Here is a 26915-nt window from a genome sequence, read left to right as displayed (position 1 = left end):
GGGCACCGGGGGGCGCGGGGCGTGTGCCAGGATGCGGGCACCGGGACGCCTCCGCACGGGCGGGCCGGGTCGTCACCACGCGCGAGGAGCACCGCCCATGGCCACCGAACACGCCGGATACCTCTCCGGCCTCTTCTCCCTGGAAGGGCGCACGGCGCTCGTGACCGGCGGCAGTTCCGGCATCGGCCGGGCGATCGCGGGCGCGCTGGCCGGAGCCGGCGCGCGCGTGGTGGTCCTGGCGCGCAAGGAGGCGGAACTGGCCGCGACGGTCGCGGAGCTGGCGGCAGCCGGCGGCGAGGCGGCGTGGGTAAGCGCCGACCTGAGCACCCGGGAGGGGATCCGGGCGGGCGCGGAGGCGGCGGCGGAGGCGTTCGGCGAGCCGGACGTCCTGGTCAACTGCGCCGGGATCAACCTCCGTCCACCCTTCCCCGAGGTCGGCGAGGACGTGTGGGACGCGACGATGACCGTGAACCTGGAGGCGCCGTTCCTCCTCGGGCAGCGGTTCGGGCCCGGCATGGCCGAGCGCGGCTACGGGCGGATCATCCACGTCACCTCCCAGCAGGCGCACCGCGCGTTCGTGCAGAGCGGGGCGTACGGCGTGTCCAAGGGGGCGCTGGAGTCGCTGGCCCGCTCGCAGGCCGAGGCGTGGTCCCCGTACGGCGTCACCGCCAACACGCTGGTCCCCGGCTTCGTGATGACCCCGCTCAACGAACGGCTCTCCTCCGACCCGGAGAAGGTCGCCGCGCTGGCGGCCCGCACGATGACGGGCCGCAACGGCCTCCCCGGGGACTTCGCCGGCGCGGCCGTCTTCCTGGCGAGCCCCGCCTCCGCCTACGTGACGGGCCACTCCCTCTTCGTGGACGGCGGATTCTCCGTCCACTAGGGGCCGTTCGCGGCCTACGCTGGCCGGGGCCACGACCGTGGCCGGACGAGGGGGTACGCCATGCCGTACGAGACCGGCGCGAAGGTGCGACTGACCAGGGACGTGCGGGTCACCGGGGAGGGCTCTCCCGGTCCGCTCTCCCTGGCCGAGGGACTGGAGGGCTTCGTGGAGGGCTTCACCGAGGGGACGTCCTCCGGCGGGGTCGCGCAGAGCGCGCTCGACGAGGTCGAACGGATCTCTCGCGCCGCCCAGCTGACGGGTTTCTCGGCCGCCATGATGGATCAGGTCCGGCAGCAGGTGACCCGGCACGCGGCGGCGTACGCCCCCGGCGCCGGGGGCCGGGCCGGGTACAGGGTGCGGTTCGTCAACGGGTTCGTCCTCGACGGCGTCGACGAGGACGCGCTGACCCGGGCCTGACCACCCGTCACCGCCGGTGCCCCGGACCTCCTCAGACCGGGTGGGCGATCGAGCCCAGCGGCGGACAGGGCAGCAACACGGCGCCGGCGCCCGGGTCTTCGACGAAGGCCCGGGCCTCGGCGGCCCGCTGACGGCGGGAGTCCAGCGCGTCGGCGTCCCAGGCGTCGCGCCGGGCGCGCACGGGGTCCCGGGGGCCGTCGATCAGGTCGAGGGCGGTGTTGCCCGCGCCGCGCCGGAACTGGGCTCTGAGGGCGACCCGCTGGAGCGCGGTCCGGGTGACGGACAGGTCGAGGCGGGTGACCAGGACGCCGGGGGTGTGCGGTGCGCGGGTCGGCATGGGGGCCTGCGGCAGCGGCGACACCCCGGTGTCGAGGCGCCCGATGTCGTCGACGCTCGCGTCCTGCGCCTCCTGCATCGCGATCCGCATCTCCCGGTGGAGCCAGAGGACCTCGTCGAGGTCCCCGCGGGTGATCCGCATCCGCCGGTAGAGGGCCTGGAAGCGGGGGTCGCCGTGCAGCGGGCGCAGCGGCTCGGCGTGCAGCATCACGCAGTCGTTGAGCCCGTGGTCCACGGCGGCGTCGAGGCGGAGGACCGCCCGGTCGGCCCGTCCGTGCGCGAGGTCCAGGACGCCGAGGCTCACCTGGCCCGCGGCGACGAGCCATCCGCCGTCGGGGCCGAGCGCCGCGCCGCGCGCGACGACGTCCTCCAGGCCCGCGGCGCCCGCGGCGGTGGGGCCGTCGGTCAGGAACGTCACCAGCAGTTCGTGCGCGCGGTCGGCCAGCGCGTGGACGGTGTCGGTCATGGATCTCCTCGGACCTCGGCGGTGAAGAGCGACGGGGCGCCGGCTCCCCGGAGGCCCCGTGGACAGGACGGACCGGGGCGGCGGGCGGTTCCGGTCCCGGCACCGGCGCGTCGCCGGCACCGGGCCGGCACCGGGCCGGGCGTCCTAGGCGAAGGAGAGGCTTCCGGTGCGCTCGCGCTTCAGCTCGAAGAAGTGCGGCTGCCGCGCCAGCACCCGTACCGCGTCGAAGAGTTCCGCGGCGGCCTCGCCGCGCGGGATCGCGTCGAGCACGGGGCCGAAGAACGGGGTGCCGTCGAGGTGGAGGGTGGGCGTGCCGACGTGGCGGCCGGAGGCCGGGTCCGCGCCCGCGTCGTGCCGGCGCCGCAGGGCCTCGTCGTACGCGTCGTCGTACGCGGCTCCGGCCAGCTCGGCGGGCAGCCCCAGCTCCTCCAGCGCCTCGGCGACCACCCGGTCGAAGTCCTTGTCCCCGCGCTGGTGGATGCGGGTGCCGTACGCGGTGTACAGCTCGCGCAGGACCGCCTCGCCGCACCGCTCGGCGGCGGCGACGGCGACCCGCACGGGACCGATCGACCGGTCCACCAGGTCCCGGTACCAGCCGGGCAGTTCGTTGCCCTCGTTGTGCAGGTACAGGCTCATCACGTGGAACCCGAGGTCGAGGTCGCGGAGCCGTTCCGCCTCCAGGATCCAGCGGGAGGTGATCCAGGCGAAGGGGCAGGCGGGGTCGAACCAGAAGTCGACGCGGGTGCGGGTGGGCCCGACGGCCACGGCGGGGTCGGCGGCGCGGGGACGCGGGGCGTGATCGATCGTCATGACGCCAGCCTGCCGGGCGGACGGTCCGGCGGCATGGGCAACTCGGGCCCCGTCTTCTTGGGCCAATCCACCGCGCGCCGACACCCCGCCGAGGCACGGGAGCACACACCCCGCAGCCCGGCGGCGACCCGGCGACGGGATCCGCACCCCGCAGTCCGGCGACGGCCCCGGGCGGGCGGACCCATGCCCCACCCTCCAACGGCGACCCCGGGGGGCGAGACCCACACCCCACCCTCCAGCGGCAGCCCGGGGGCGGAACCCGGGCCCCGGGCCGGGCGTGGCCGTCCGCGGCGCCACGGCGGCGCCGTACGAGCGGGTCGGTCGGCGGCCGGCCGCCGCGCCCGGCCGGGGACGGTGCCCGCACGCCCGTGCGGCCGTCCGCCGCTGCGCGAGGCGAGCCCGGCCGGCGGCCCCCTCCCCCTCTCCCTCCCACGCTCCCCTCCCCTCCCCTCCATTCCCCCTCCTCGCCACCCACCCTCCGCACCCGTTCCGGCACCCTGGGTGATCTCCGTAAAGGGCCTGCGCGCAGCGGTTTCTTCTGCTGGGATGTACCCCTGCCAGCGGCGGCGCGAGTACGAAGGACGGGGGATGCGACGGGGCTTCGGTGAACAGCTCGGCCTGCCCGGCGCCCTCGGTTCCTTACCCCTCGCCCCGCTCGCGCGCGAGTACAAGGAGCTGACGGAAAGTCAGCTGGCGGCGGGGTTACGCTACGCGGGCGAGGCCCTGACGGTTGCTCAGGAAGCCTCGTCCGGTGAGGCCTTCGTCTCCGTCCTGGACGGAGTCGCCCTGTGCACCCCGCGCCGGCGGCGGCTCGTCGACGAGGCCGCCCTGCTCTCCCTCGCAGACGCCCGGCCCTCGCACGCACCGGTGCTGCGCCTCCTCGCCGGGATCCGGCGGCACGACCCCGCCCTGCTCCGCCGGGTCCTCCTCTACCAGCTCCTCCCCCTCCTCCGGCAGGGCGCCACCGACCTCGGCCTCGACCCCGCCGAAGCCGGCCTCCTCGCGAAGGCCGCGCGGACGCTCCCGGTCCTCGACGACCGGCGGCGGGCCGCCGCCGAGGCGCTGGCCCCGCTCTGGTCCCGGCGGCGGCTGCGGGCCTGCGCCCGCGCCGTCGCCGCCCTCGGCCCGGACGTCCTGCGCGCCGACCCCCGGCTCGCCGACCTCGACGCCCGGCTGCGCCGCCTCCTGGACGACTGCGACCGAACCCTCGCGGCGGCGGCCGGCGCCGGCCCCGACCGCGCCGAGGCGCACTACCTGCGAGTCCTGTCCGTCGCCTCCGACGACGACGGGGCCGTGCGGGGGCTCGTCCGGCTCGGCACCCCGCCCTCCGGCGACCGCGCCCCGCTGGAGGCCCGGCCCGCCGACGGCGGCCGGGTGGCCCTCTCCTGGCCCGCCCGGCCCGGCACCCACTGGCGCGTCCTGCGCGACGCCCCCGGCCACGACCGTCCCGTCCCGGTGCCCGGCGCCACCGGCACCGCGTCCACCGCGGTCGACGCCGACCCGCCGGTCGGGCTCCGGGTCCGGTACGCCGCCTTCCCCGTACGGGACGGGCGGCCGACCGGTGCTCCGCTCGTGTCGGATCCGCTGCTGGTGGCGCCCGACGCCGAAGAGCTCGTCCTGGACGACGGGCCCGGCCGGATCACCGCCCGGTGGCGGCGGCCCCGTAACGCCTGCACCGCCGTCCTCACCCTGACCGGCCCCGCCACCGGCCCGGGCCCCGGCGCCGCCACGGTCCGCCACTCCGCCGACCGCACCGGGGAGCACGTCTTCACCGGCCTCGAACCCGGCGGCTACACGCTGCTGTTGACGCTGCGTCACCCCTCCCCGGACGGCGGGACGGTGGACTCGCCCGGAGTCCGCCGCACCGGCACCGTCCACCCCTGGCCCCGCCCGCTCACCGCGCTCACCGCCGCACCCGGCCCCGACGGCGGGGTGCGCTTCACCGGGCACGGCGGCGAGGGCTCCGAGGTGCGGCTCGTCACCTGGCCCGAGGGCACGGCCCCCGCCCCCGGCACCGAACTGCGCACCGCCGCGCTGCCCGCCCCCCTGCCCTGGGCCCGCTACGGCGACCCCGGCGGCGCCACGCCGGACGAAGCCTTCACCGGCCTCGTCAGCGCCGTGACCGTGCTCGGCGAGCGGGCCCTCGCCGGCCCCGGCGTCCGCCTCGACGTGCCCGGCCCGGTCGGCGCGCCCCGGGCCGTGCGCGAGGCCGGCGGACAGGTGCGGCTGCTCTTCGACTGGCCCGCCGGCGCGGGCGCCGTGCACGCCGCCTGGGACGGCGGCGAGCTGCGGATCAGCCGCAGCCGCTACGTCCGCGAGGGCCTGCGGCTCCCCCTCGGCCCCGGCCCCCGGCACGTGACGCTCCGGCCCCTCGTCCCCGAGGCGCGGCCCGACGGCGGCGCGGCCGCGACCGTCGGCGTGCCCCGCGCCCCCGCCGGCGTGGACGTGCCCGGGGAGGCCGTCGTCCGCTACCGGCTGCTGACCCGGCGGCGCGGGCTCCACCGGCGGGTGCCGTACGCCGTGGAGGTGAGCGCGCACGGGCACGACCCGGACGTGCCGCTGCCCGCCCTCGTCCTCGTCCACCGGGACACCGTCCGGCCCCGGCACGCCGAGGACGGCACCGTCCTGCTCAGGATCGACGGCGCGGCGCTCGCCGCCGCCCCGCTCCAGACCCGCGAACTCCCCCCGGCCCCGGACCTGTCCCGCCCGCCGTACGCGCTCCGCGCGTTCCTGCTGGGCGACGGGGCCGGAGCCGTACGCCTCGAAGAACCCGCCCTCACGATCCTGGTGGTGCGCTGACATGACGACGGTGATCTGCCCCTACTGCTTTCACCGCACACAGGCCGCCCGGCTGCCCTACCGCTGCCTGATGGCGCGGACCGGGCTGCGCGGCGGCACCCCCTGCGACCCCGAACGGGACGACCTGTGGGCGGGCTTCACCGGATCGACCCGCGCCCCCGCCGCGTACATGCGGGGGCCCGTCTTCACCGTGCCCCGCACCCTCGCCGGGCTGCGCGGGCCCGGGCCGCGCGCCGAATGCCCGCACTGCGGGGTGCCCACCCCGGTCCGGGTCTGCGCCAACTGCCACAGCGACCTGCCCAGCGACTACTGCGAGCAGGACAGCCGGATCATCGCCCTGGTCGGCGCGAAGGCCTCCGGCAAGAGCACCTACGTCTCCGTCCTCGTCAACGAACTGCGCCACCGGGTCGGGCAGGCCTACGGAGCGGCGCTCGCCGCCATGGGCGACGAGAGCCAGCGGCGCGACCGCGAGATGGCCGAGGACCTGTACGACCGGATGCGGCTGCCCGACGCCACCGTGCCGTCGGCGGCCGGCTTCAACGACCCGCTGCTCTACCGGCTCAGCCTGCCCCGCAAGGGCTTCGGACGGGACGGCAGCCGGCACACCGCGCTGGTCTTCTTCGACGCGGCCGGCGAGGACCTCAAGTCCGCCGAGTCCATGACCCGTTACACCCGCTACCTGGGTGCCGCCGACGGGATCGTGCTGCTCGTCGACCCGCTCCAGCTGGGCGCCGTCCGCGACACCGTCGGCGACCGGGGCGGGCCGATGCCCGCCCGGGACACCCCCGCCCTCCAGATCGCCGCCGAACTCGCCACCCAGCTCCGCTCGCACGGCCGCGGCGGCTCCCGGGGCCGGGTCGACACCCCGCTCGCCGTCGCCGTCACCAAGACCGACACCGTCCGGGGCCTGCTCGACCCGCACTCGCCGCTGCACCGCAACGCCCCCCACCCCGGCGGAAGGTTCGACGAGGCCGACCGGCTCGCCGTCCACGAGGAGACCCGCTCGCTCCTGGAGGGCTGGGGCTCCGGATCCCTCTGGCGGCAGCTCGAACGGGACTTCTCCGACGTGTCCCTCTTCGGCGTCTCCGCCCTCGGCGCGCCACCGCCCGACGAGGCCCCCGCCGACGCGCCCGCCGCCGGGCCCCAGCCGGTGCGCGTCGAGGACCCGCTGCTGTGGCTGCTCGCCCGGCGCGGTCTCGTGCCGGTCGCCAAGCCGCCGCGCGAGAACGGCAAGGGGGTGCCGGTCGCGTGAGCCTCCTCCAGATGCACTACACCTCCGCCCCGCCGGGACCCGACGGCTCCGGCTTCCGCTTCACCGCCGTCAGCCCCGGCGTGCCGCACGCGGTGCTCCGCGAGGCCGAACAGCTCGTCGGCTACGAACCGCCCCGGGACGCCCCGGCCCGGCCGACCGAGGACGAACTCGGCCTCTTCCCCGAGATGTTCGGCTTCACCCGGCTGTCGGACGGCAGCGGACTGCTGAGCCGCACCGTCTACACCGGCGCCGACTACAGCGGCCGCTGGGGCAACTTCCACGCCCACGCCGTCCTCGTCCCCGTGGGCGAGGCGCTCCCCGACGACCGGCTCCCGATCGCCCTGTGGGGCGCCGCCGAATGGACGGACCGCACCCCCGGGGGCGGCCCCCCGGAGCCCCTGCCCCGGCTCACCCCCCGCCTCCCGCACGGCCTCGGCACCGCCCTCGCCGTCTTCGCGGCCGAGGCGGGGCCCCGGCTCGCCGCCGTCCTCGCCGACCTGCGGCGCCTCGCCGAGGACCCGCAGGCCCCGCAGGTCGTGCTCGCCGAGGAGGACACCCGGGACGTCGCCCACTGGCTGCTCCTCGCCTGCGGCGCCCTGCCCCGGGAGGTCGCCCGGAACCTCACCTTCACCACCTACACCCGGCGGCCCCAGCACGCCCGCCAGCAGGTCGTCGGCGTCCGCCCCGAGGACGCCCGGTCGGTCACCGGGCAGCCGCACCGCTACGCCGTCCACGACCGCGCCGACACCCGCGCCGCCCCGCCCGCCACCGGCGACGTGTGGGCGCTGACCGCCGCCGCCGTCTGGGCGGCCGGCGCCGAGGGGCTCTTCGAGCGGGCCCGGGAACTGCCGGGCGCCGAGCCCTTCGGCGCCGGACCGCTCGCCGCGCTCGCCCTCGCCGGGGGCGTCCCGGTCCCGGCCGGCGCGGTCGCCCGGGCCGCCGACTGGGCCGCCGCCCACCCCCGCGCCCTGGCCGAGGCCGAACTGGAGGCCTTCCTGCGGGCCGTCTGCGACGAGGACCGCCCCGGCGCCCTCGCCCCCGACGCCCTCGCCACCCTGCTCACCGCCCTCCGCGACACCGTCCCGCTCGCCGTCGCCGCCCCCCTCACCGCCCGGCTCCTCGCCGCGGCCGTCCGCGACCCCGCCGCCGTCCCGCCGCCCCTGCACCCGGGCGCGCTCCCGGAGCCGTACCGCGAGCGGCTCGCCGCCGACCTGGGCGAACCGGTCCGGGCCGGGATCGCCACCCCCACCACCCCGCACCGGCGCACCGCTGGACTGCTGGGGACCGCGCGGGCCCTGCGCGTCGAACACGACGACCTGCTGCCCGGTCTCGCCGACCGGCTGTGCCGGCAGATCCTGGACCCGGCCGGGGCCGACCCCGACGGCGTACGCGAGGTGCTGGCCGGCTCCGAACCGCTGCGGCTGCGCCTCCTCGACCTCCTGGAGGACCGGGCCGCCGACCACCCGGCGGCCGTCGCCGGCGCGCTGCGCACCGCCCGGCCGCCGCTCGACGGGCCCGGGGACCGGCCCCACCTGCGGCTGTGCGCCGCCGCCGCGCCCCCGCCGGCCGGCACCGCGAACCGCGCCCCCGTGCTGGACGAGCTGTTCCGGCGGGCCGGCCTGGACGGCGGCCCCGGCACCCCGCTGGTGCTGCGCACCGCGATGGGCCTCGTCTGGTCCGACCGCGCCCCGACGGCGGCGGAGGCCTCCGCCCTCCTCCGCCGGGGCGTCGCCCTCCACCACCAGGCCGGCACCTGGAACGACCTGGTGAGCGCCGCCGTCGACGCGCCCGCCGACGACACCGACGCCCCGCTCCTCGCCAAGCAGCTGCTCGCCGAGGGCGGCGGGGCCCTCGGCCGGGCGGCCCTCGGCGACCTCAGGCTCCTCGCCCTCGTCCAGGCCCTCCAGCACCCCGACGGCGACCCCAGCGTCCCCCACGGCGGGCTGGTCCACCGCGTGCAGGCCCTGTCCCACGACGCCCGGCCGGCCGTCCGGAAGCGCGCCGAGCACGCCCTGGCGCTGCTGCTGCTCCGGCCGAACCGGCCGGACGGGGAGGTCCGGGCGCTCGCCGAGAGCAACGACCCCGGACTCATCGACGCCTACGACAAGGCGGCCCGCACCCCCGTCCTGACCGACTTCCTCACCGCCCCGCACCGGGTGGCCGACTGCTACCTCCAGTGGACCTCCCACCAGGGCGTCGGCCCCGTCTGGGAGCTGACCCGGCTGGCGCTCCTCGACGAGGTGCTGCGGCCCGTCGTCCGCCGGCTGCCCGAGGACCGGCTGCGGGAGGCGGCGGACCACCTCGCGCGGACGGCGCCGGGGCGGCGCGCCGCCTTCGAGGAGTGGTGCCGGCCGCCCGGCGGGGTGAAGCAGATCTTCCGCCGCTTCGCCGTCCGCAGGCCGGACAAGGCGCCGGAGCCCCGCTGGGGCGACGTCCGGCCGCCCCGCGACGAGGGGAGGTGAGCGGCTCCGTGGACGGCGGACAACTGACCCGGCTGATCCTCACGGTGCTCGTCGCGCTGTGGGCCGTCACGGCCCTCGCGGTCTGCGCCGGGCGCGCCTTCTGGACCCTGCTGCGCGCCACCGCGCGGGCGGCGGTGACCGAACTCGGTCCCTTCGACGCGGGCCGCTCGGACCAGCGGGTGATCCCCCTCGGCACCGAACCCGCGCTCCCCTCGTACTGGGCGCGCCAGCTGTGGACCGACACGGCGGACGTCCTCGGCGCCGGACTGCGGACGCCCTGGCGGATCTGGCGGAACCACTGGATGGGGACCGTCGTCGCACGGCTCTTCCAGCGGCGCAGGCCGTCCACCGGGCGGCGCGGCGCCAACCCCCTGACCCGGCTGTGGCTGTGGCTGACGGCCCCCGGCACCGCGCTCGGCGCCACCGTCGCGGTGCTGCTCGTCGCCGTCCTGCACGGGGCGGTGCTGCTCCTCTTCGGCGTGCTCGTCACCCTCGTGTGGACCGGCTGGCTGCTCGCCGTCGGACTGCTGCGCGGGACGGAGCGGGCCTGGCTGTCGCTCCGCCGGGTCCGGCCGGTCTGCCCGCACCCGGGCTGCCACCGCCCGGTGCCGCTGGCCGTCCACCGCTGCCCGCAGTGCACCACCGAGACCCACCGGGAGCTGCGGCCCGGCCGGTACGGAGTCTTCCGGCACGCCTGCCGGTGCGGCGCCCGGCTGCCGTCCTCGCTGTTCACCGGCCGGGCGCTGGTCCCCGCCGAATGCCCCTCCTGCGACCGGCCGCTGCCGCCGTCGCTGGCCACCACCCGGGTGGTGCACGTCCCGCTGGTCGGCGCCTCCTCCTCCGGCAAGACGATGCTGATGGCCGCCGTGGTGGCCGGGCTGCGGTCCTGGGCCGCCGGCGGCCGGCTGACCCTCGACTACGCCTCCGACGCCGACCGGCACGACAGCGCCCTCCTCGACCGGCGGCTGCGGGACGACGACTGGGCGCTGAAGACCCAGGGCGACCAGCGGGCCTGGATGCTCCTCGTCGGCAAGGGCCCGCGCCGCCGGCTGCTCTATCTGTACGACCCGATGGGCGAGGCCCTCCAGGGCGCCGACCGGCTGCGCGAGCAGCAGTACCTCGCCCACGCCGACGGGGTGCTGTTCGTCGTCGACGTCCTCGCCGACCGGGTCGTGCGGCAGCGGATCGCCGGCGGCGACGCCGGCGTCGCCGCCGAGGCCAGGCCCGCCGCCCAGGGCCCCGCCGAGACCTTCGACGGGCTCAGCGGCGAGCTCACCGCGCTCGTCGGACGGAGAGGAAGGCTGCCCGTGGCCGTCGTCGTCACCAAACGGGACGTGCTCGACCGGATCGCCTCCCTGCCGCCCGCGGGCGCGCAGGTCGACACCTGGCTGACCACCCTCGGCCTCGGCGGCCTCGTCCGCAACCTCACCCACCAGTTCGCGACCGCCCGCTACTGGTCGGTCAGCGCCTTCACCGCCACCGGCACCGGCGCCCTCGACCCCGAGGGCCGCCGGGCCGCCGAGCCCGTCCTGTGGCTGCTCGCCCGGTCCGGGCTGCGTGTCGGCGCGCTCGTCGACGCGCGGACCGGCAAAGCGGGGGTGCGGGGCCGATGACCGTGGTCACCCCGCGGGTCGCCCGCTCCCGGAAGGCCGTGCGCGCCCTGCTGACCGCCGCCACCTGGCTGGTCCTCGCGGCGGCCGCCCTCGGCGCCGTCCACGGCGCGCCCGGCCTGCTCGACGCGGTCTTCCGGCTCGCCGAGGACGTCCCCGCCCGCTGGGAGGAGCTGACGGCCACCGACCCCGTGCCCTGAACCCCCGCCCCGCCCCGGAGCACCCGCTCCCCGAACCGCCCGCCCCCCGACTCCCCGACTCCCCGACTCCCCGACTCCCCAGGAGGAAATCGTGACCGACCTCCCCGGCGGCGCCATGGCGAACCGCCCGGTGCACTTCATCTGGCTGCTCGACACCTCGTACTCGATGTCCGGCGAGAAGATCGGCCAGCTCAACTACGCGATCCGGGAGGCGATCCCGGAGATGCGCTCGGTGGCCGACGACAACCCGGCCGCCCAGCTGCTGCTGCGCACCATCACCTTCTCCACCACCGCCCGCTGGCACCACAAGGACCCGGTGGGGGTGCACGACTTCACCTGGAAGGACGTGGCGCCCGACGGCACCACCAACCTCGGCGAGGCGCTGGCCCTGGTCGCCGGGGAGCTCCAGACCCCGCCCATGCCGGAGCGGGCCCTCAAGCCGGTGATCGCGCTGGTCTCCGACGGCGCGCCCACCGACGACTGGCGGGCCGGCCTGCGGGCGATCGAGGCCACGCCGTGGGGCCGCAAGGCGGTCCGGGTGGCGATCGCGATCGGCGCGGACGCCGACCGGGGCGTGCTCCAGGAGTTCCTGGCCAACCCGGAGCTGCGGCCGCTGGACGCCAACAGCCCCAAGCAGCTGGCCGCCGCGATCCGCTGGGCGTCGACGGCGGCGGTGAAGGCCGCCTCGCAGCCCGTCGCCGGGGCCAACGGCCCGGGCGACGGCCCGACGAAGCCGGCCGCGCCCTACGCGCCGCCGGTTCTCGCCTCCGACGACGACGACGTGTGGTGAGCGCCCTGCCGACCTGGGAAATCCTCGACACGAGCGTCATCGGCTACGGCAAGAAGCTCAACCAGGACCGGGTCAGGAGCGGCGGCACCGGAGCGGCGAACGACCCGGTGGTCCTCGCCGTCGCCGACGGGCACGGCTCCGCCTCGTACCCGCGCAGCGACGTCGGGGCGCAGTTCGCCGCCGAGCTGTTCGCGGCGAAGGGGCGGGAGTTCGGCGCGCTCGTCCGCCCCGGCCGGCTGCCCTGGCTGCGCGACTACGCCCGCTACGAGCTGCCGGAGCAGCTGGTGCGGGACTGGCAGACCAGGGTCTGGGAGCACTGGGGCCGCCAGCCCGGCCCCGAGGGGGCCGACGCGTCCCGCGAGGAGGTCCTGCGGCTGTACGGCTCCACGCTGATCGGCGCCGTCCTGGCGCCCGGTCTGTTCGTGGCCTGGCAGCTGGGCGACGGCGACCTGACCGTGGTGGACGAGGACGGGCGGGTGCGCCTGCCGCTCGCGCCCGAGCGGGCCGAACTCGGCGACGAGACGGCCTCCTTGTGCATGCGGAAGGCGTGGCACCTGGTCCGGGTGCACTGGGAGCCGCTGCCCGCACCGGAGCGGGCGCCCCGGCTGATCGCCCTGTCCACGGACGGCCTGTCGAAGAGCTTCACCTCGGACGAGGGCTTCACCGAGTTCACGGCGGGGCTGTACGAACGGCTGGCCGCCCGGGGGCTGCCCGGGATCGAGGAGGACGTGCCGCGCTGGCTGGAGGCGGCGTCCCGTCACTCCGGCGACGACACCACCCTGGCCCTCGCCCACCGCGCGGATCGCGCCGGCGGGGTGCCCGGGCCCGATCCCCGGGCGACGTGGGCCACGGCTCCGGAGCCCGCGCGGCCCTGGGGGTCCGGAGCGGGTGCGGATCCAGCATCCGAAGCATTGGATCCATCATCCGACCTATCGGATCCACCATCCCGCCTGCCGGACTCACCATCCGATCTGCCGGATCCAACCGACGGCACGACGCACGACCACGAGGAGACGGACCGACCATGAGCGGCATGCTCGACCACGGGGACACGCTGACGACCGGCACCGGGGAGACGTTCGCCGTCGACCGGCTGCTCGGCTCGGGCGGCCAGGGCGAGGTCTACCGGGTGACGCTTCCCGACGGCTCCGCCAAGGCGCTCAAGTGGTACTACCCCGAGAGCGCGACCCCGCAGCAGCGGCAGGTCGTCCAGGACCTGGTGGAAAGGGACTTCGACGACGAGCGGTTCCTGTGGCCGACCGCGTACGTGGAGGCGGCACCGGACCGCTTCGGCTATCTGATGGACGTGCGGCCGGACCGCTTCCGGGGGCTGCCCGAGCTGTTCCGGCGGACGGTCTCCACCACCTTCCGGGAGCTGCTGACCGCCTGCCTGTACACGGTGGAGGCCTACCAGGCCCTGCACTCGCGCGGCATCGCCTACCGGGACATCTCCTGGGGCAACATCTTCTTCGACCCCGCCACCGGCGACGTGCTGGTCTGCGACAACGACAACGCGGTGGTGGAGGGCGACCGGAGCGGCATCTCCGGCACCATGGGCTTCATGGCCCCGGAGCTGGTGCGCGGCGACCCGGGCGCCATGCCCGGGACCCAGAGCGACCTGCACTCGCTGTCGGTGCTGCTCTTCATGTTCCTGACGAACCACCACCCCTTCAAGGGGGCCAGGGAGCTGGCGATCCGCTGCCTGGACGAGCACGCCGAGCGCAGGCTGTACGGCCGCGACCCGCTGTTCGTCTTCGACCCCGACGACGAGGACAACCGCCCCGACCCGGTGGAGCACACGACGGTGCGGGCGCTGTGGCCGCTGGTGCCGCGCTCGCTCCAGGACCTGTTCACGCAGAACTTCACCGTGGGGCTGCGGGAGCCCTCGGCCCGGGTCCGCGAGTCCCAGTGGCGGGACGCCCTCCGGGCGGCCCGGGACGCGGTCGTGGAGTGCCCGAACTGCGGCCGGCAGAACATGACCGAGCCGGGCGCCGCCGCGCCCGGGACCTGCTGGAAGGACGGGACCCCGCTCGTGCTGCCGCCCCGGCTGGTGGTGACCACACCGCCGCCCCGGACGGAGCGGCACATCATGCTGGGGCGGGCGGCGCGGCTCCACCGCCACCACCTGACGGCCGAGCCGACCCGGCACGACTACTCGGACGGCAGCCTCGTCGCCGAGCTGGTCGAGCACCCGCAGAAGCCGGGCCGGTACGGTCTCGCCAACCGCTCCGGGGAGGAGTGGACCGGCACCCGCTCGGACGGCACCAGCCAGCGGATCGCGCCGGGCCAGACGGTGCCGCTGCGCTCCGGTCTCGCCCTCGAACTGGCCGACGGCGCCCGGGCCGAGGTCCGCGCCCGCTGAGCCGGCCGCTCAGCCGCCGAAGAGCGCCAGGATCCCCTGGACCAGGGCCATGCCGCCGCTGCCGACCGTCACGTACGGTTCGACGGCGGCGAGCGCGGTCCGCACCCGGCCCTCGTCGACGGGGCGGCCCTCCCGCTCGGCGGCGGCGAGTTCGTCGCGCACGGCCTGCGCGCGGGTGACGGCGGCGGTGGCGGCGGCCTGGTCGCGCAGCAACGCCACCAGTCGCTCGGCGAGTTCGCGGGCGTCGACCGGCTCGCCGGCCGGGTGGTAGTGGTGGTTGGTGACGGTGTTGTCGTTGCCGAAGGCGTTGCCGCTCACCGGGCCGTTGAAGTTGAAGGTGTTCACGGGGTCCCCTTTCCTTGTGCCCACTGGCCGCCGGGGCCGGGCTGCGCGCCGCCCGCCCCGGGCTGGCCGGGCGTGTTCTGGACGACGTTCTGGTGGCCGAAGGCGTTCCCCTGGACGATCCCGTTGAAGTTGTACGTCGGGTTCGCGTTGATGATCTGCTTCGTCGAGTCGAAGGAGGCGCTGTCGATGTGATGGGCCTTCAGGAAGCGTTCGGTGGCGATGAGGACGCCGCCCTGGAGGCGCTGGAGGTAGTCCTGCGCGTCGGCGGAGTCGCCGAAGAGCATCTGGTCCCCGTCCGAGATCCGTTCGCGGATGCTGTCGGTGGCTCCGTGGTCGTGGAGCACGTTCCGCTTGAAGATGTCCCGGCGGGCGCGCTCCAGGGCCCGGGCGCGGGCGCGCCGGTCCCCGCGGCGGCGGGCGGCGCGGGACCAGGAGCCGGTGAGGCAGCGCCACCAGATGCCGTTGGTGCCGCCGAGCAGCGTGCGGACCCGGTCGAAGCCCTGGGTGGGGAGGGTGGAGACGGTGGAGTAGCGCGCGGCGGGCGGCGGGATGACGAAGACCATCACCTCCCAGGAGAGGCTGGGGTGGTGCAGCCGGGCCCGCATGTGGACGGAGACGACGACCCGGCCGCCGTCGCTGATCCGCTCCAGGCTCAGGTAGGTGCGCATGCCGGCGCCCGGGCGGACCAGGCCGGTGCGGACGAGGTCGGGGTCGATCTGGGCGCGGGGGCGGCCGAGGCGCGATTCGAGGAGTTCGTCGGCGAGGTAGGGCAGGTGGTCGCCGGAGACGTACAGGCGGTTGCGGGCGCGCAGGCCCTCCAGGCCGGAGATGTTGCCCATCTCGCGGGCGACGAAGGTGTGCAGGTCGACGGCGTCGAAGGGCTTGATGGTGAGCTTGTGCCCGGGGCGGGCGGGGTCGTCGGCGGGCTGGGAGACGTCGATGGGGTGCCAGACGACGTCCTTGAGCTTCTCGCCGTGGCCGACGAAGGGGTCGTCGTGGGCGGCGGCCGCGGTGTACGGGAGGACGTTGGCCTTGGCGAGGGCCCGGAGCCGGTCCTCGGCGGCGGCCTCGACCGGCGGGGCCTGGTCCTCGGGACGGCCGTCGTCCTGGAAGACCCGCTGGGCGTCCCGCCAGGAGACCGAGAGGTCGCGGCGGGTGACCCACCAGCCGCCCGCGGCGGCGGCGAGGGCGAGGCCGCCGCCGGCGGCGGCCACGACGGGCGCGGTGGCGAGGCCGTAGGGGACGAGCGCGACGCCGGCCCAGAGCCCGAGGTACAGCAGGGACAGGGTGCGGTCCCGGGCGCGCAGGCGGCGGGCGGCGACCCGCGCGTGCCGGGCGAGGGCGACCAGGTTGATCCCGAGCGGCAGGCCGAGGGCGGTGAGCCGGTCCCCGGTGAGCTCGACGTCCGTGCGGTACGCGAAGGCGTCGTCGAGATAGACGTGCGCGCACAGCTTCCGGGTCACCGCGTCCCTGCGGTAGGTGGGAAGCGGTGCTAAGTGCCTGCCGGGCATGCGGTCCCCCTGATCCGTCTCCGGACACCCTAGGGGGGACCGCACGCCCGTGTCAGGACTCCTCGGGCCTCAGCCGCAGGGAGATCGAGTTGATGCAGTAGCGCTGGTCCGTGGGGGTGGGGTAGCCCTCGCCCTCGAAGACGTGGCCCAGGTGCGAGCCGCAGCGGGCGCAGCGGACCTCGGTGCGGATCATGCCGTGGGAGGTGTCCGCGACCAGCTCGACGGCCTCGCTGTCCTTCGGGTCGAAGAAGGAGGGCCAGCCGCAGTGCGACTCGAACTTCTCGTTCGACGTGAAGAGCTCCGCCCCGCAGGCGCGGCAGGAGTACACGCCCTCGGTCTTGGTGTCCGTGTACTCGCCGCGGAAGGCGGGCTCGGTGCCGGCCAGCCGGAGCACCTGGTACTCCGACGGGGTCAGCTGCGCCTGCCACTCCGCGTCCGACTTCTCGACCTCGTACGCCATCGTCCGTCCACTCCCTCAGTTCGCCAGGCGGGCGAGGATCCGCGGACCGAGGTCCGTGACGTCGCCCGCGCCCATGGTGAGAACGAAGTCGCCGGGGCGGGCCATTCCCGCGATCACGTCGGGGACGGCGTCCTTGTCGTGGACGGGGGTGGCGTCGGCGCCGGCCGCGCGGGCGGCGTCGAGGATCAGCTCGCTGGTGACGCCGGGGATCGGGTCCTCGCGGGCCGGGTAGATGTCGAGGACCACGGAGCCGTCGGCGAGGGCGAGGGCGTCGCCCATCTCCTTGCCCAGTTCCTGGGTGCGGGAGAAGAGGTGCGGCTGGAAGACGACGAGGAGGCGGGAGTCGCCGGCGGCGCCGCGCATGGCCTCCAGGTCGGCGGTCATCTCGGTGGGGTGGTGCGCGTACGAGTCGATGACCTGGACGCCGGCGGCCTCGCCCTTGAGCTGGAGACGGCGGCCGACGCCGGTGTAGGCGGTGAGGGCCTGGGCGAGGGCGGCCGGGTCGAGGCCGGCGCGGGCGCCGGCGGCGAGGGCCGCGGCGGCGTTGTGGGCGTAGTGGCGGCCGGGGACGGAGACGGTGAAGGTGTGCTCGGCGCCGTCGAGGGCGACGGTGACCTCGCTCTTCATCCCGTTCGGGACGATCTTGAGGATGCGGGCGTCGGAGTCCTCGCCCTCGCCGACGGTGACGATGCGGAGGTCCTCGCGGCCCGCCGCGGCGACCCGGCGGGCCAGCTCGCGGGCGCCGGAGTGCTCGCCGACGACGAGGGTGCCGCCGGGGCGGAGCTTGGCGGCGAACTTCTCGAAGGACTCGTAGATCTCGTCCATGGAGGCGTAGTTCGCGTGGTGGTCGAGCTCGACGTTGAGGACGATCGCGACCTGGGGGTCGTACTTCTGGAAGCTGCGGTCGCTCTCGTCGGCCTCGGCGACGAAGACCTCGCCGTCGCCGTGCCGGGCGTTGGTGCCGGGGCCCGCGAGGTCGCCGCCGATGGCGTACGAGGGGTCGAGGCCCAGCTCGGTGAGGGCGACGGCCAGCATCGAGGTGGTGGTGGTCTTGCCGTGGGTGCCGGCGACGGCGATCGCGGTGAGCCCGTCCATGAGGGAGGCGAGCGCGTCGGAGCGGTGCACGACCGGGATGCCCAGCTCGGCGGCGCGGGCCAGCTCGGGGTTGTCGGCGCGGATGGCGCTGGAGACGACGACGGCGGAGGCGTCGTCGGCGAGGTGCTCGGCGGCGTGGCCGAGGTGCACGGTGACGCCGTGGGCGCGCAGCGCCTCGGCGGTCGGGGAGTCCTTGGCGTCGCTGCCCGCGACCTTGGCGCCGCGCTGGGCGAGGATCTTCGCGATGCCCGACATTCCGGCACCGCCGATGCCGATGAAGTGCGGCCGTTCCATGGCGGCAGGGATGGCGGGTGCCATGCGGATCTCTCCCCGGGTGTGCGTACGACGTGTCGGCTCCAGCCTAGTGGCTGCGGCCGTACGGCCCGGGGAGGCGGCGCTCCCCGGACCGTGCGCGGGCCGCTACTCGCTGTGCGCGAAGAGCTTCAGGACGGGGACGCCGACCTTGTGGCGGGCCCGGGAGGCCCAGTCCCGGTGGAAGAACTCCTCCACGTAGTGGGGGGCCGTGAGGACGATGACCTCGTCCGCCCCCGACTCCTCGACGACCGCCTTCATCTTGTCCAGGGGGTGGTCCTCGACCACCTGTCCGACCGCCTCGCTGCCCGCCTCTCTCAGGGCCCGGAGCGAGTGCTCCAGGGCGAGCTCGGCGGGCTCGCGGGCCGCCTTGCCCTCCGGTTCGTCGCCCTCGCGGGTCGCTTCCTTGAGTTCGCCCAGGGCGACGTCGTCGATGGCGCGCAGCAGTACATCGGCCTGGTCACCGCGCGGCTGCATCAGCACGATGAAGGACACGCCCTCGTCGCCGTGCAGGGTGGTGACGAATTCCACGTCCACGGACGTCAGGGGCTTCTCGATCATCAGAACGCTTGTGAACACCTCAGGAGCCCTTCTGCGGAAACCATCCTTCCCCGTGACCGCACGGGGACTGCGACTGTGATTGTGCCCAGTCGACGCTAAGCGGAACGGCAAATTCCGCCGATTGTCAGATCCGACGGTAGCGGGTGAAGAGGAAGCCGTCCTGCTCCAGCAGGGAAGCCAGCCCAAAGCGTGTCGGAAGCGCGAGCGAAGGCCCGTGGGAGATCCGCTGGGCGTCACCCGCCGTCATCGTCGGGGAGAGCGTCAGGCACAGCTCGTCGAGCACCTCGGCGGCCGTGAACTGGCCGAGCAGCCGGGGCCCGCCCTCGGTGAGCTGGCGGCGCAGCCCGCGCTCGGCGAGGAGGGCCACGGCGCGGGCCGGGTCGACGGCGGCCCCGTCGCCGGCCAGGAGCACCTCGACGCCCGCCTCCCGGGCGGCCGCGATCCGCTCGGCGGGGGCTCCGGCCCCGGTCAGGACCAGGGTGGGAACCAGCGGGGAGGTGAAGAGCGGGAGGGCGAGGTCCAGGTCGAGGGAGGCGGTGACGATCGCGATGGCGGGGGCGGGACCCTGCCCCGCGGCGGCCCGGCGCTCCGCGAAGGCCTCCCGGGCGCGGGCGGGCCGGTACCCCTCCAGGCGTACCGTTTCCGCACCCACGATCACCACGTCCGCGAGCCCCCGGAGCGTGCCGAAGATCCGCATGTCGGTGTCGGAGGAGAGCGGCTGCGAGCGTCCGTCGTGCTGCCCGGCCCCGTCGAGCGAGGAGACCATGTTGGCCCGCAGCCAGACCTCGGCGTCTGCCGGATAGGCATAGGCGTCGGCCAGCTCGTCGAGGGACCACTCCCGGTCTCCCCCGTTGACCTGGGCGTTCGGGGCTGTCATGTCCGTCACAGGGAAGAGCTGTCGCATCCTCGCAGTCTGACACGGCGCTTACAGTGGGGAACTGTGTCGACCCGTGCCCTGAATGAAGCCGCCTCCGCAGCGGCGGCCCCGCTCTCGCTCTGCTCGCGCGAGCCCCACGTCCCCGCCGACCGGCTGGTCGCGGAGATGGTCCCGCCGCCGCGCTTCGACTCGGTGCGTTTCGACACGTACCTCCCCGACCCGAACCAGCCCAGCCAGTGCGAGGCCGTGAAGGTGCTCGCCGGCTTCGCCGAGAGCCTGGGCGGGGCGCACGCGACCGGCGCGGGGAAGCGCCGCTGGTTCGCCCGGAAGCCCGCCGCCCCGGCCGGCCCGCGCGGGGTCTACCTCGACGGCGGCTACGGCGTCGGCAAGACCCACCTGCTCGCCTCGCTGTGGCACGCCACCCCCGCCGAGCCCTCCCTGAAGGCCTTCGGCACCTTCGTGGAGCTGACCAACCTGGTCGGCGCGCTCGGCTTCCAGCAGACCGTGCGGACCCTGAGCGGGCACCGCCTCCTGTGCATCGACGAGTTCGAGCTGGACGACCCGGGCGACACCGTCCTCGTCTCCAGCCTGCTCGGCAAGCTGGTCGAGGCGGGCGTGGCGCTCGCCGCCACCTCGAACACGCTCCCGGGCAAGCTCGGCGAGGGCCGCTTCGCCGCCGCCGACTTCCTCCGCGAGATCCAGGGCCTCTCCGCGCACTTCAGGCCGCTGCGGATCGACGGCGAGGACTACCGCCACCGGGGCCTGCCCGAGGCACCCGCGCCCCACTCCGACCAGGTCGTCACCCAGACCGCGTACCGCGTGCCGGGCGCTTCCCTGGACGACTTCCCGCACCTGCTCGAACACCTGGCCAGGGTTCACCCGAGCCGGTACGGCGCCCTCACCGACGACCTGACGGCGGTCTGCCTCACCGGCGTCGGCCCGGTCCCCGACCAGTCGACCGCGCTGCGGCTCGTCGTCCTCGCCGACCGGCTCTACGACCGCGAGATACCGGTGCTCGCCTCCGGACTCCCGTTCGACAAGCTGTTCAGCGACGAGATGCTGAACGGCGGCTACAAGAAGAAGTACTTCCGCGCCATCTCCCGGCTCACCGCCCTGGCACGGGACGCAAAGGGGCTCGTCGCGCAGTAGGTTGGGGGCCATACCCGATCGAAAGGTATCCACCATGGCCACCGTCCGTCACGCCCACACCGTCTGGCAGGGCGACCTGCTCAAGGGCTCCGGCGTCGTCACCCTCGACTCCTCCGGTCTCGGCTCCTACGACGTCTCCTGGCCGGCCCGCTCCGAGGAGCCCAACGGCAAGACCAGCCCCGAGGAGCTCATCGCCGCCGCACACTCCTCCTGCTTCTCGATGGCCCTCTCGCACGGCCTGGCCGGCGCGGGCAACCCGCCCACCCGTCTGGAGACCAAGGCGGACGTCACGTTCCAGCCGGGCGAGGGCATCACCGGGATCCACCTCACCGTGCGCGGCGAGGTCCCCGGTCTCGACGCCGAGGGCTTCACGGCGGCCGCCGAGGACGCCAAGAAGAACTGCCCGGTCAGCCAGGCGCTCACGGGCACGACGATCACGCTGACGGCCGAGCTGGCCTGACGCGACGTCACCCCGCCCGGGGACGGGCGGGATTACGCCATTCGAGGCGTCGTGGACCCGCGTGAAGGCATCGCGCACTCCGGTGCGTGGTACACACAGCGGGTCCACACCTGTCTCCGGCGGGAAGGCCTCCCATGTCCGTGACACGACGTCAGATCCTGGCCCGCACCGGCGCCACCGTCGCCGGGATCGCCTTCACCGGCGCCCTGGCCGAGCTCTTCGCCGGTTCCCCGGCCGCCGCCGAGCCGCGCGGCGGCTACGGCCCCCTCCTCCCCGATCCGGCCGGCCTGCTCGACCTCCCGGCCGGCTTCTCCTACCGGGTCCTGTCCCGCGAGGGCGACCGGCTCCGCTCCGGCGAGGGCCGGGTCCCGAGCCACTGCGACGGCATGAGCGCCTTCGCCGGGCCGCGCGGCGGCGTCCGCCTCGTCCGCAACCACGAGAACCGTCCCGAGGCCCGCCACGCCGTCCCCCTCGTGCCCGGCCTCGTCTACGACCGGGGCGGCAAGGGCGGCTGCACCGTCCTCGGCCTCGACGCCGGCGGCGAGGTGCGCTCCGAGCGGGTCGGCATCGCCGGCACCGCCGTCAACTGCGCGGGCGGGCCCACCCCCTGGGGCACCTGGCTGACCTGCGAGGAGACCGAGGACGAGGCGGGAACCAAGGGGTACGAGAAGGACCACGGCTTCGTCTTCGAGGTCGACCCGGCCGACCCGCACCGCACTGGGGCCGTCCCGCTCACCGCGCTGGGCCGCTTCGCGCACGAGGCCGTCGCCGTGGACCCGTACACCGGGGTCGTCTACGAGACAGAGGACGCCTTCGAGCACCCCTTCGGCCTCTTCTACCGCTTCCTGCCCGAGCGGCCGCTCGGCGGCACCGGCTCGCTGCGCGCGGGCGGCACCCTGGAGGCCCTGCGGGTGCCCGGCGTCCCCGACCTGTCGGAGGTGCGGGAGACCGGGACGGTCTTCGAGGGCGTCGAGTGGGTGCCGGTGCCGGACCCGCAGGCGACCGGGACGCCCATCCGCCTCCAGGACTTCGGCCGGGGCGGGAACACCCACGCGCAGAAGCTGGAGGGCTGCTACTGGGGCGGCCGGTCCGTCTACTTCGTGTCCTCCTTCGCCCGCACCTCGGACGGCTCCGGCGCCTCCCACTTCGGGCAGGTCTGGCGGTACGACCCGGGCGGCCGGCGGCTCACGCTCGCCGTCTCCTTCGGCCCGGACACCGACGTCCGGCTCCCCGGCGAGTCCCCCGACAACATCTGCCTGGCCCCCACCGGCGGCCTCATGGTGTGCGAGGACGGCGGCGGGGCGCAGCACGTCTTCGGGGTGAGCCGCCGGGGCGAGGTGTACGCCGTCGCCCGGGGCGCCCAGGACGTGGGAGAGCCCGGGGCGCCCGCGTGGGGCGAGTTCGCCGGGGTCACCTTCTCCCCCGACGGCTCCACGATGTACGTCAACTGCTACGAGCCGGGGACGACGTTCGCCGTGACGGGCCCCTGGCGCTGAGCCCCGCGGCGGGGCGCCCGGACCGGGCCGGGCGCCGGACCGGGCCGGGCGCCGGTTCAGGCCAGGGTGACGGCGCTGCCCCACCAGTAGTTCTCGGGGACGTTCCAGGAGCGCAGCGGGGTGCCGAAGGAGCCCGCCGCGTCCGGCTCGAAGGTGTAGAAGGCGGCGCGGCCGTCGCTGTAGCCGTAGAAGGCGGAGACGTCGGTGCGGCCGTTGCCGTCGTAGTCGCCCGAGGCGATGCGGACGTTCTCGATCCACCAGTTGCCGGGCGCCGTGGTCCAGGACTTCACCGGGCTCCCGAAGGTGCCGTCCGTGCGGGTGCCGAAGGTGAAGAGGGCGATGGACCCGTCCTCGTAGCCGTACATGGCGGCCACGTCGGCCCGCCCGTTGCCGTCGTAGTCCCCGGCGGTGAGCTTCACGTTCTCGCCCCACCAGTAGTCCTCCGGGACGTTCCAGGAGCGCACCGGGTCCGAGAAGCCGCCATCCGTGCGGGACTTGAAGGTGTAGAGCGCGGCGCGGCCGTCGTTGTAGCCGTAGAACGCGGCCACGTCGTCACGGCCGTTGCCGTCGAAGTCACCGGAGGCCAGCTTCACGTTCTCGCCCCACCAGTGGTCGGCGGGGACGTTCCAGGAGCGCAGGGGGGCGCCGAAGCCGCCCGAGGCGTCGGACGCGAAGGTGTAGAGGGCGGCGCGGCCGTCGCTGTAGCCGTAGAACGCGGCCACGTCGTCACGGCCGTTGCCGTCGAAGTCGCCCGAGGCCAGCTTCACGTTCTCCGGCCACCAGTTGCCCGGGGCCGTCGTCCACGTCTTCACCGGGGCGGCGAAGCCCCCGTCGGGACGGGCGAGGAAGGTGAAGAGCGCGACCGAGCCGTCGGCGTAGTCGTACATGGCGGCCACGTCGGCGCGGCCGTCGCCGTCGAAGTCGCCGGCGACGGGCTTGATGCTGCGGTGGGTCCAGTTCCCCGGGGCCGTGGTCCAGGACTTCACGGGGGCGGCGAGGCCGCCGTCGGGCTTGCCGAGGAAGGTGAAGAGGGCGACCGAACCGTCGGCGTAACCGTAGAAGGCGGCGTTGTCGTCGCGGCCGTCGCCGTTGAAGTCGGCGCTCACCCGGGAGGCGGCGTCGTCGCGCCAGGCGGGCTCGACGGGCGGGGCGGGCTCGTCGGGGTAGGGGTCGGCGTGGTCGGCGCCGAGGCCGGCGCGGGGACCGCAGGTGGGCCAGGCGCCCTCGCCCTGCCCGGCGAGGACCTTCTCGCCGATGAGGATCTGCTCCTGCTTGGTGGCCAGATGCGGGTAGGTCGCGTAGTTGCTGCCGCCGAACGCCCGCCAGGTGCTGAGCGTGAACTGGAGGCCGCCGTAGAAGCCGTTGCCGGTGTTGATGGACCAGTTCCCGCCGCTCTCGCACTGGGCGACCTTGTCCCAGGTGGCGACGGAGGCGGCCGTGGCCGGGGCCGCCGGGAGCAGGGCCGTGCCGGCGGCGACCAGGGCCGCGGCGAGGACGGCGCGGGCTCCGGTGAAGGAGGGCTTGCGTGCCATGGAAACTCTCTCGTCTCGTGGGAGAGGGCGGCGGCACCGGGGTGCCGCCGCCCTCGGGGGCCTGCGCGGGATCAGCCGAGCTTCACGTGGTCGCCCCACCAGTAGTCGGCGGGGACGTTCCAGGAGCGCAGCGGGGTGCCGAAGGTGCCGGCCGCGTCGGACTTGAAGGTGTAGAAGGCAGCGCGGCCGTCGCTGTAGCCGTAGAAGGCCGCCACGTCGCCGCGGCCGTTGCCGTCGAAGTCGCCCGAGGCGATCTGGACGTTCTCGATCCACCAGTTGCCGGGCGCGGTCGTCCAGGACTTCACCGGGTTCTCGAAGGTGCCGTCCGTGCGGGTGGCGAAGGTGAAGAGGGCGACGGAGCCGTCCTCGTAGCCGTACATCGCGGCCACGTCGGCCCGCCCGTTGCCGTCGTAGTCGGCGGCGGTGAGCTTGACGTTCTCGCCCCACCAGTAGTTCTCCGGGACGTTCCAGGAGCGCACCGGGTCCGAGAAGCCGCCGTCCGTGCGGGACTTGAAGGTGTAGAGGGCGGCCCGTCCGTCGCTGTAGCCGTAGAACGCGGCCACGTCGTCACGGCCGTTGCCGTCGAAGTCACCGGAGGCCAGCTTCACGTTCTCGCCCCACCAGTAGTTCTCGGGAACGTTCCAGGAGCGCAGCGGCGTCCCGAACGCGCCGCTGGCGTCGGACGCGAAGGTGTAGAGGGCGGCGCGGCCGTCGTTGTAGCCGTAGAACGCGGCCACGTCGTCGCGTCCGTTGCCGTCGAAGTCGCCGGAGGCGAGCTGGACGTTCTCGGGCCACCAGTTGCCGGGCGCGGTCGTCCAGGACTTCACGGGGTCGGAGAAGCCGCCGTCGGTGCGGGACTTGAAGGTGAAGAGCGCGACGGAGCCGTCGGCGTAGTCGTACATGGCGGCGAGGTCGGTGCGGCCGTTGCCGTCGTAGTCGCCGGCCGTGAGCTTGACGCTCTTGAAGGTCCAGTTGCCCGGCGGGCGCGTCCACGACTTCAGCGGCGCGTCGAAACCGCCGTCGGCCCGGGCGAGGAAGGTGAACAGCGCGACCGAACCGTCGCCGTAGCCGTACAGGGCGGCCACGTCGTCCCGGCCGTCGCCGTTGAAGTCGGCGTTCACCCGGGAGGCGGCGTCCTCGCGCCAGGCCTCGGGCTCGGGCTCGGGGGCGGTGGCGGGGGCGACGTCCACGTAGTTGCGGTCGATGTTGAGGGTCGCTCCGCCGTGCGTCTCGGTGGAGTTTCCCACGTACTGGTGCACCCGCCGCTTGCCCTGCCAGTAGGTGCTGCCGGGCAGGCCCATCGAGCCGTTGGAGACGTCCGCTGCGCCGTTCCAGTTGGCGACCCACAGCACGTCGGGCTTGGTGTAGCGGGAGTTGCTGTGCAGGGCGGCCATGTCGCCGGAGTTCGAGACGTTCGCGTACACGCCGGCGCGGAAGCCGAGTTCGCGGACGCGCGCGCTGTAGGCGGAGAGGTAGTCGAGGACCCGGGTGCGGTAGAGGGAGGAGTCGTAGTTCTCCATGTCGGTGTAGAGCACGGTCTGGGCCGCGAAGCCGAGGCCCTTGGCCTTGGCCACCGCGTCGTCGGCGGAGGCCCTGCCCTGCGCGGCGGCCTCGCCGGCCGTGATCCCGCCGGCCTGGCGGCCCGCGTAGATGGGGATCATGTGCCAGCCCTCGGCCGTACGGTCGGAGACCCAGCCGGCCGTCAGGTTGGGCTGGGCGCAGACCCGGGTGGGGCCGCCGATGTAGATGCCGACGCCGTCGTAGGGCGAGTTCGCCTTCCACGTCTGCATGAGGCCCGCGGACGGGGCCGTGCAGGCGTCGAAGGCCTTGCCGGTGTACCCGGTGGTGGGCTCCGCGGCCAGCGCCCTGGCGGTTCCGGCCGTGTCCCCGGCCCCAGTGCGGGTCCGGGGGGCGGGGAGCGTGCCCGGGACGGCGGCCGGGCCGACGCGTCCGGAGCCGACCACCCGGGAGACGGTGTCGGTGCCGGCGCCGCGGACGGCCGTGACGAGCAGCCCGGCGCCCTCGACGGAGAGGACGGCCTCGCCGTCCACGTCGTCCCCGACGCGGGCCGGGAGGGGGCGGCCGGCCGGCACGCGGAGGACGGAGGCGGGGTCCTGGACGGCGGCCCCTGCGAGGGGCTCCACCACCAGGGCGTCGGTCCGCTCGCCGACCGCGTCGGCGGGGCAGGACCGCCCGGAGCCGGGGTGGCCCAGGTAGAGGGTGGGGGTGTCGAAGCGGACGCAGGTCTCCGGGGACTTCTCCAGGTCGACGACGCGCCAGTCGGCGGGCACGTCCAGGCGCAGTCCCCGGTACTCGACGGGCCTGGTGTCCCCGGCCGGGGCGGCCGTCGCGCCGGCCGGCGGGAGGGCGGAGGCCGTCGGGGCGGTCACGCCGGCCAGGGCCAGGGCGGTCAGCGCGGCGGCGACGGCCCGGCCGGCGCGGGAGCTTCTCGGCGGGCGGACGGGGGGCGGTGCGTGCATGGGCGGGGCTCGCTTCCGGTGTACGGGGCCGCTGGGCGGGCGGACGGGCAGGGGCGGAGGCCGGGACGGGCCGGCCGGGCGCGGGGCAGGGCCGGGCCGGGGCCGGGGCACGGCGGGGCAGGGGCAGGGCGGGGCGGGGCGGGGGGGGGCCCGCGGGGGGGGGGGGGGCCCCGGGGGGGGGGGGGGGGGGGCCGGGGGCCCCGCCGGGGGGGCCGGAAACGCGGAGGGTATAAAAAAAAAAAAAAGCAGG

At 75.4% G+C, this 26915-nt stretch carries 23 protein-coding genes; 13 read left to right on the top strand and 10 right to left on the bottom strand.

Features of this window, described 5'->3' with window-relative positions; all coding sequences use genetic code 11:
• Positions 1-97 precede the first annotated feature (97 nt).
• The gene (locus tag ACFW6A_RS26775) at positions 98-883 is read left to right on the top strand and encodes an SDR family oxidoreductase (protein WP_351855450.1); all 786 of its coding nucleotides are present in this window, start codon (positions 98-100) and stop codon (positions 881-883) included.
• Between the two features lie 60 nt (positions 884-943).
• A complete protein-coding gene (locus ACFW6A_RS26770; RefSeq protein WP_351855453.1) occupies positions 944-1300 on the top strand; it encodes a hypothetical protein in 357 nt (118 codons plus the stop codon).
• A 31-nt stretch (positions 1301-1331) separates the two neighbouring features.
• Here ACFW6A_RS26770 and ACFW6A_RS26765 read toward each other — a convergent pair whose 3' ends face one another.
• Together ACFW6A_RS26765 and ACFW6A_RS26760 are read right to left on the bottom strand one after the other, a co-directional pair.
• A complete protein-coding gene (locus tag ACFW6A_RS26765; RefSeq protein ID WP_386643478.1) occupies positions 1332-2102 on the bottom strand; it encodes a hypothetical protein in 771 nt (256 codons plus the stop codon).
• A gap of 144 nt (positions 2103-2246) precedes the next feature.
• Positions 2247-2912, bottom strand: a complete 666-nt coding sequence (locus ACFW6A_RS26760; RefSeq protein WP_386479729.1) for a DsbA family protein — start codon at positions 2910-2912, stop codon at positions 2247-2249.
• Positions 2913-3500: 588 nt separating this feature from the next.
• On the opposite strand from ACFW6A_RS26760, the gene ACFW6A_RS26755 reads away from it, so the two are divergent.
• The 8 genes from ACFW6A_RS26755 (at position 3501) to ACFW6A_RS26720 (ending at position 14387) form a co-directional block, all read left to right on the top strand.
• Positions 3501-5711, top strand: a complete 2211-nt coding sequence (locus ACFW6A_RS26755; protein ID WP_386643475.1) for a hypothetical protein — start codon at positions 3501-3503, stop codon at positions 5709-5711.
• Between the two features lies 1 nt (position 5712).
• Positions 5713-6963: a hypothetical protein gene (locus ACFW6A_RS26750; protein WP_351855461.1), complete on the top strand. Its 1251-nt coding sequence runs from the start codon at positions 5713-5715 to the stop codon at positions 6961-6963.
• Positions 6960-9425, top strand: coding sequence for a GTPase-associated protein 1-related protein (locus ACFW6A_RS26745; RefSeq protein ID WP_386643473.1), 2466 nt, complete (start codon positions 6960-6962; stop codon positions 9423-9425). The genes ACFW6A_RS26750 and ACFW6A_RS26745 overlap by 4 nt, the downstream gene beginning before the upstream one ends.
• An 8-nt stretch (positions 9426-9433) precedes the next feature.
• Positions 9434-11038, top strand: a complete 1605-nt coding sequence (locus ACFW6A_RS26740) for a hypothetical protein (protein WP_386643470.1) — start codon at positions 9434-9436, stop codon at positions 11036-11038.
• Positions 11035-11235 (top strand): hypothetical protein, encoded by a 201-nt coding sequence (locus ACFW6A_RS26735; RefSeq protein ID WP_386643467.1) that lies wholly within the window; start codon positions 11035-11037, stop codon positions 11233-11235. The genes ACFW6A_RS26740 and ACFW6A_RS26735 overlap by 4 nt, the downstream gene beginning before the upstream one ends.
• 115 nt (positions 11236-11350) lie before the next feature.
• Entirely contained in the window at positions 11351-12025 is a 675-nt protein-coding gene (locus tag ACFW6A_RS26730) for a tellurium resistance protein (protein ID WP_351855497.1), read from the top strand.
• Complete coding sequence (locus ACFW6A_RS26725; RefSeq protein WP_386643464.1) at positions 12022-13053, top strand: PP2C family serine/threonine-protein phosphatase; 1032 nt, start codon at positions 12022-12024, stop codon at positions 13051-13053. The genes ACFW6A_RS26730 and ACFW6A_RS26725 overlap by 4 nt, the downstream gene beginning before the upstream one ends.
• Positions 13050-14387, top strand: a complete 1338-nt coding sequence (locus ACFW6A_RS26720; protein WP_351855472.1) for a protein kinase — start codon at positions 13050-13052, stop codon at positions 14385-14387. Before ACFW6A_RS26725 ends, ACFW6A_RS26720 begins: the two co-directional genes overlap by 4 nt.
• Positions 14388-14396: 9 nt before the next feature.
• Here ACFW6A_RS26720 and ACFW6A_RS26715 read toward each other — a convergent pair whose 3' ends face one another.
• From ACFW6A_RS26715 to ACFW6A_RS26690, 6 genes are all read right to left on the bottom strand, one after another.
• Entirely contained in the window at positions 14397-14732 is a 336-nt protein-coding gene (locus ACFW6A_RS26715) for a hypothetical protein (protein WP_351855474.1), read from the bottom strand.
• Positions 14729-16195, bottom strand: a complete 1467-nt coding sequence (locus ACFW6A_RS26710) for a hypothetical protein (RefSeq protein ID WP_386643459.1) — start codon at positions 16193-16195, stop codon at positions 14729-14731. Before ACFW6A_RS26710 ends, ACFW6A_RS26715 begins: the two co-directional genes overlap by 4 nt.
• 100 nt (positions 16196-16295) lie before the next feature.
• Positions 16296-16703: a peptide-methionine (R)-S-oxide reductase MsrB gene (gene msrB / locus ACFW6A_RS26705; RefSeq protein ID WP_351855479.1), complete on the bottom strand. Its 408-nt coding sequence runs from the start codon at positions 16701-16703 to the stop codon at positions 16296-16298.
• Between the two features lie 15 nt (positions 16704-16718).
• The gene (gene murC, locus ACFW6A_RS26700; RefSeq protein ID WP_351855482.1) at positions 16719-18116 is read right to left on the bottom strand and encodes a UDP-N-acetylmuramate--L-alanine ligase; all 1398 of its coding nucleotides are present in this window, start codon (positions 18114-18116) and stop codon (positions 16719-16721) included.
• A gap of 102 nt (positions 18117-18218) precedes the next feature.
• The gene (locus ACFW6A_RS26695) at positions 18219-18689 is read right to left on the bottom strand and encodes an indole-3-glycerol phosphate synthase (RefSeq protein WP_351855484.1); all 471 of its coding nucleotides are present in this window, start codon (positions 18687-18689) and stop codon (positions 18219-18221) included.
• Positions 18690-18795: 106 nt separating this feature from the next.
• Entirely contained in the window at positions 18796-19575 is a 780-nt protein-coding gene (locus ACFW6A_RS26690; RefSeq protein WP_386643455.1) for a pyrimidine reductase family protein, read from the bottom strand.
• A 36-nt stretch (positions 19576-19611) separates the two neighbouring features.
• Between ACFW6A_RS26690 and zapE the strand changes: the two genes are divergently transcribed.
• From zapE to ACFW6A_RS26675, 3 genes are all read left to right on the top strand, one after another.
• Positions 19612-20697, top strand: a complete 1086-nt coding sequence (gene zapE, locus ACFW6A_RS26685) for a cell division protein ZapE (protein WP_351855490.1) — start codon at positions 19612-19614, stop codon at positions 20695-20697.
• A gap of 34 nt (positions 20698-20731) precedes the next feature.
• Positions 20732-21157 carry an OsmC family protein gene (locus ACFW6A_RS26680; protein ID WP_351855493.1) on the top strand — a complete coding sequence of 142 codons (426 nt, stop codon included), beginning with the start codon at positions 20732-20734 and terminating at the stop codon, positions 21155-21157.
• 134 nt (positions 21158-21291) lie between these two features.
• Entirely contained in the window at positions 21292-22653 is a 1362-nt protein-coding gene (locus ACFW6A_RS26675; protein WP_386643452.1) for an alkaline phosphatase PhoX, read from the top strand.
• Between the two features lie 56 nt (positions 22654-22709).
• On the opposite strand, the gene ACFW6A_RS26670 is transcribed toward ACFW6A_RS26675, so the two are convergent.
• Entirely contained in the window at positions 22710-24185 is a 1476-nt protein-coding gene (locus ACFW6A_RS26670; RefSeq protein WP_386643449.1) for a transglycosylase family protein, read from the bottom strand.
• 71 nt (positions 24186-24256) lie between these two features.
• On the bottom strand, positions 24257-26665 hold the full coding sequence (locus ACFW6A_RS26665) for a glycoside hydrolase domain-containing protein (protein WP_386643446.1): 2409 nt from the start codon (positions 26663-26665) through the stop codon (positions 24257-24259).
• Positions 26666-26915: the final 250 nt, after the last annotated feature.

It is taken from the genome of Streptomyces sp. NPDC058758, from assembly GCF_042746075.1.
Classification (GTDB): Bacteria; Actinomycetota; Actinomycetes; order Streptomycetales; family Streptomycetaceae; genus Streptomyces.
Note: the sequence above shows the minus strand (reverse complement) of the source record. Positions and strands in the feature narration are given on the sequence as shown.

Excerpts from the sequence above, each read along its gene's own strand:
- ACFW6A_RS26675 (WP_386643452.1), top strand. The coding sequence starts at position 21,292 with ATGTCCGTGACACGACGTCAGATCCTGGCCCGCACCGGCGCCACCGTC.
- ACFW6A_RS26760 (WP_386479729.1), bottom strand. The coding sequence starts at position 2,912 with ATGACGATCGATCACGCCCCGCGTCCCCGCGCCGCCGACCCCGCCGTG.
- ACFW6A_RS26680 (WP_351855493.1), top strand. The coding sequence starts at position 20,732 with ATGGCCACCGTCCGTCACGCCCACACCGTCTGGCAGGGCGACCTGCTC.
- ACFW6A_RS26775 (WP_351855450.1), top strand. The coding sequence starts at position 98 with ATGGCCACCGAACACGCCGGATACCTCTCCGGCCTCTTCTCCCTGGAA.
- ACFW6A_RS26730 (WP_351855497.1), top strand. The coding sequence starts at position 11,351 with ATGGCGAACCGCCCGGTGCACTTCATCTGGCTGCTCGACACCTCGTAC.
- ACFW6A_RS26755 (WP_386643475.1), top strand. The coding sequence starts at position 3,501 with ATGCGACGGGGCTTCGGTGAACAGCTCGGCCTGCCCGGCGCCCTCGGT.
- ACFW6A_RS26750 (WP_351855461.1), top strand. The coding sequence starts at position 5,713 with ATGACGACGGTGATCTGCCCCTACTGCTTTCACCGCACACAGGCCGCC.
- ACFW6A_RS26690 (WP_386643455.1), bottom strand. The coding sequence starts at position 19,575 with ATGCGACAGCTCTTCCCTGTGACGGACATGACAGCCCCGAACGCCCAG.
- ACFW6A_RS26765 (WP_386643478.1), bottom strand. The coding sequence starts at position 2,102 with ATGACCGACACCGTCCACGCGCTGGCCGACCGCGCGCACGAACTGCTG.
- ACFW6A_RS26665 (WP_386643446.1), bottom strand. The coding sequence starts at position 26,665 with ATGCACGCACCGCCCCCCGTCCGCCCGCCGAGAAGCTCCCGCGCCGGC.
- ACFW6A_RS26770 (WP_351855453.1), top strand. The coding sequence starts at position 944 with ATGCCGTACGAGACCGGCGCGAAGGTGCGACTGACCAGGGACGTGCGG.
- ACFW6A_RS26735 (WP_386643467.1), top strand. The coding sequence starts at position 11,035 with ATGACCGTGGTCACCCCGCGGGTCGCCCGCTCCCGGAAGGCCGTGCGC.
- msrB (WP_351855479.1), bottom strand. The coding sequence starts at position 16,703 with ATGGCGTACGAGGTCGAGAAGTCGGACGCGGAGTGGCAGGCGCAGCTG.
- ACFW6A_RS26720 (WP_351855472.1), top strand. The coding sequence starts at position 13,050 with ATGAGCGGCATGCTCGACCACGGGGACACGCTGACGACCGGCACCGGG.
- murC (WP_351855482.1), bottom strand. The coding sequence starts at position 18,116 with ATGGCACCCGCCATCCCTGCCGCCATGGAACGGCCGCACTTCATCGGC.
- ACFW6A_RS26670 (WP_386643449.1), bottom strand. The coding sequence starts at position 24,185 with ATGGCACGCAAGCCCTCCTTCACCGGAGCCCGCGCCGTCCTCGCCGCG.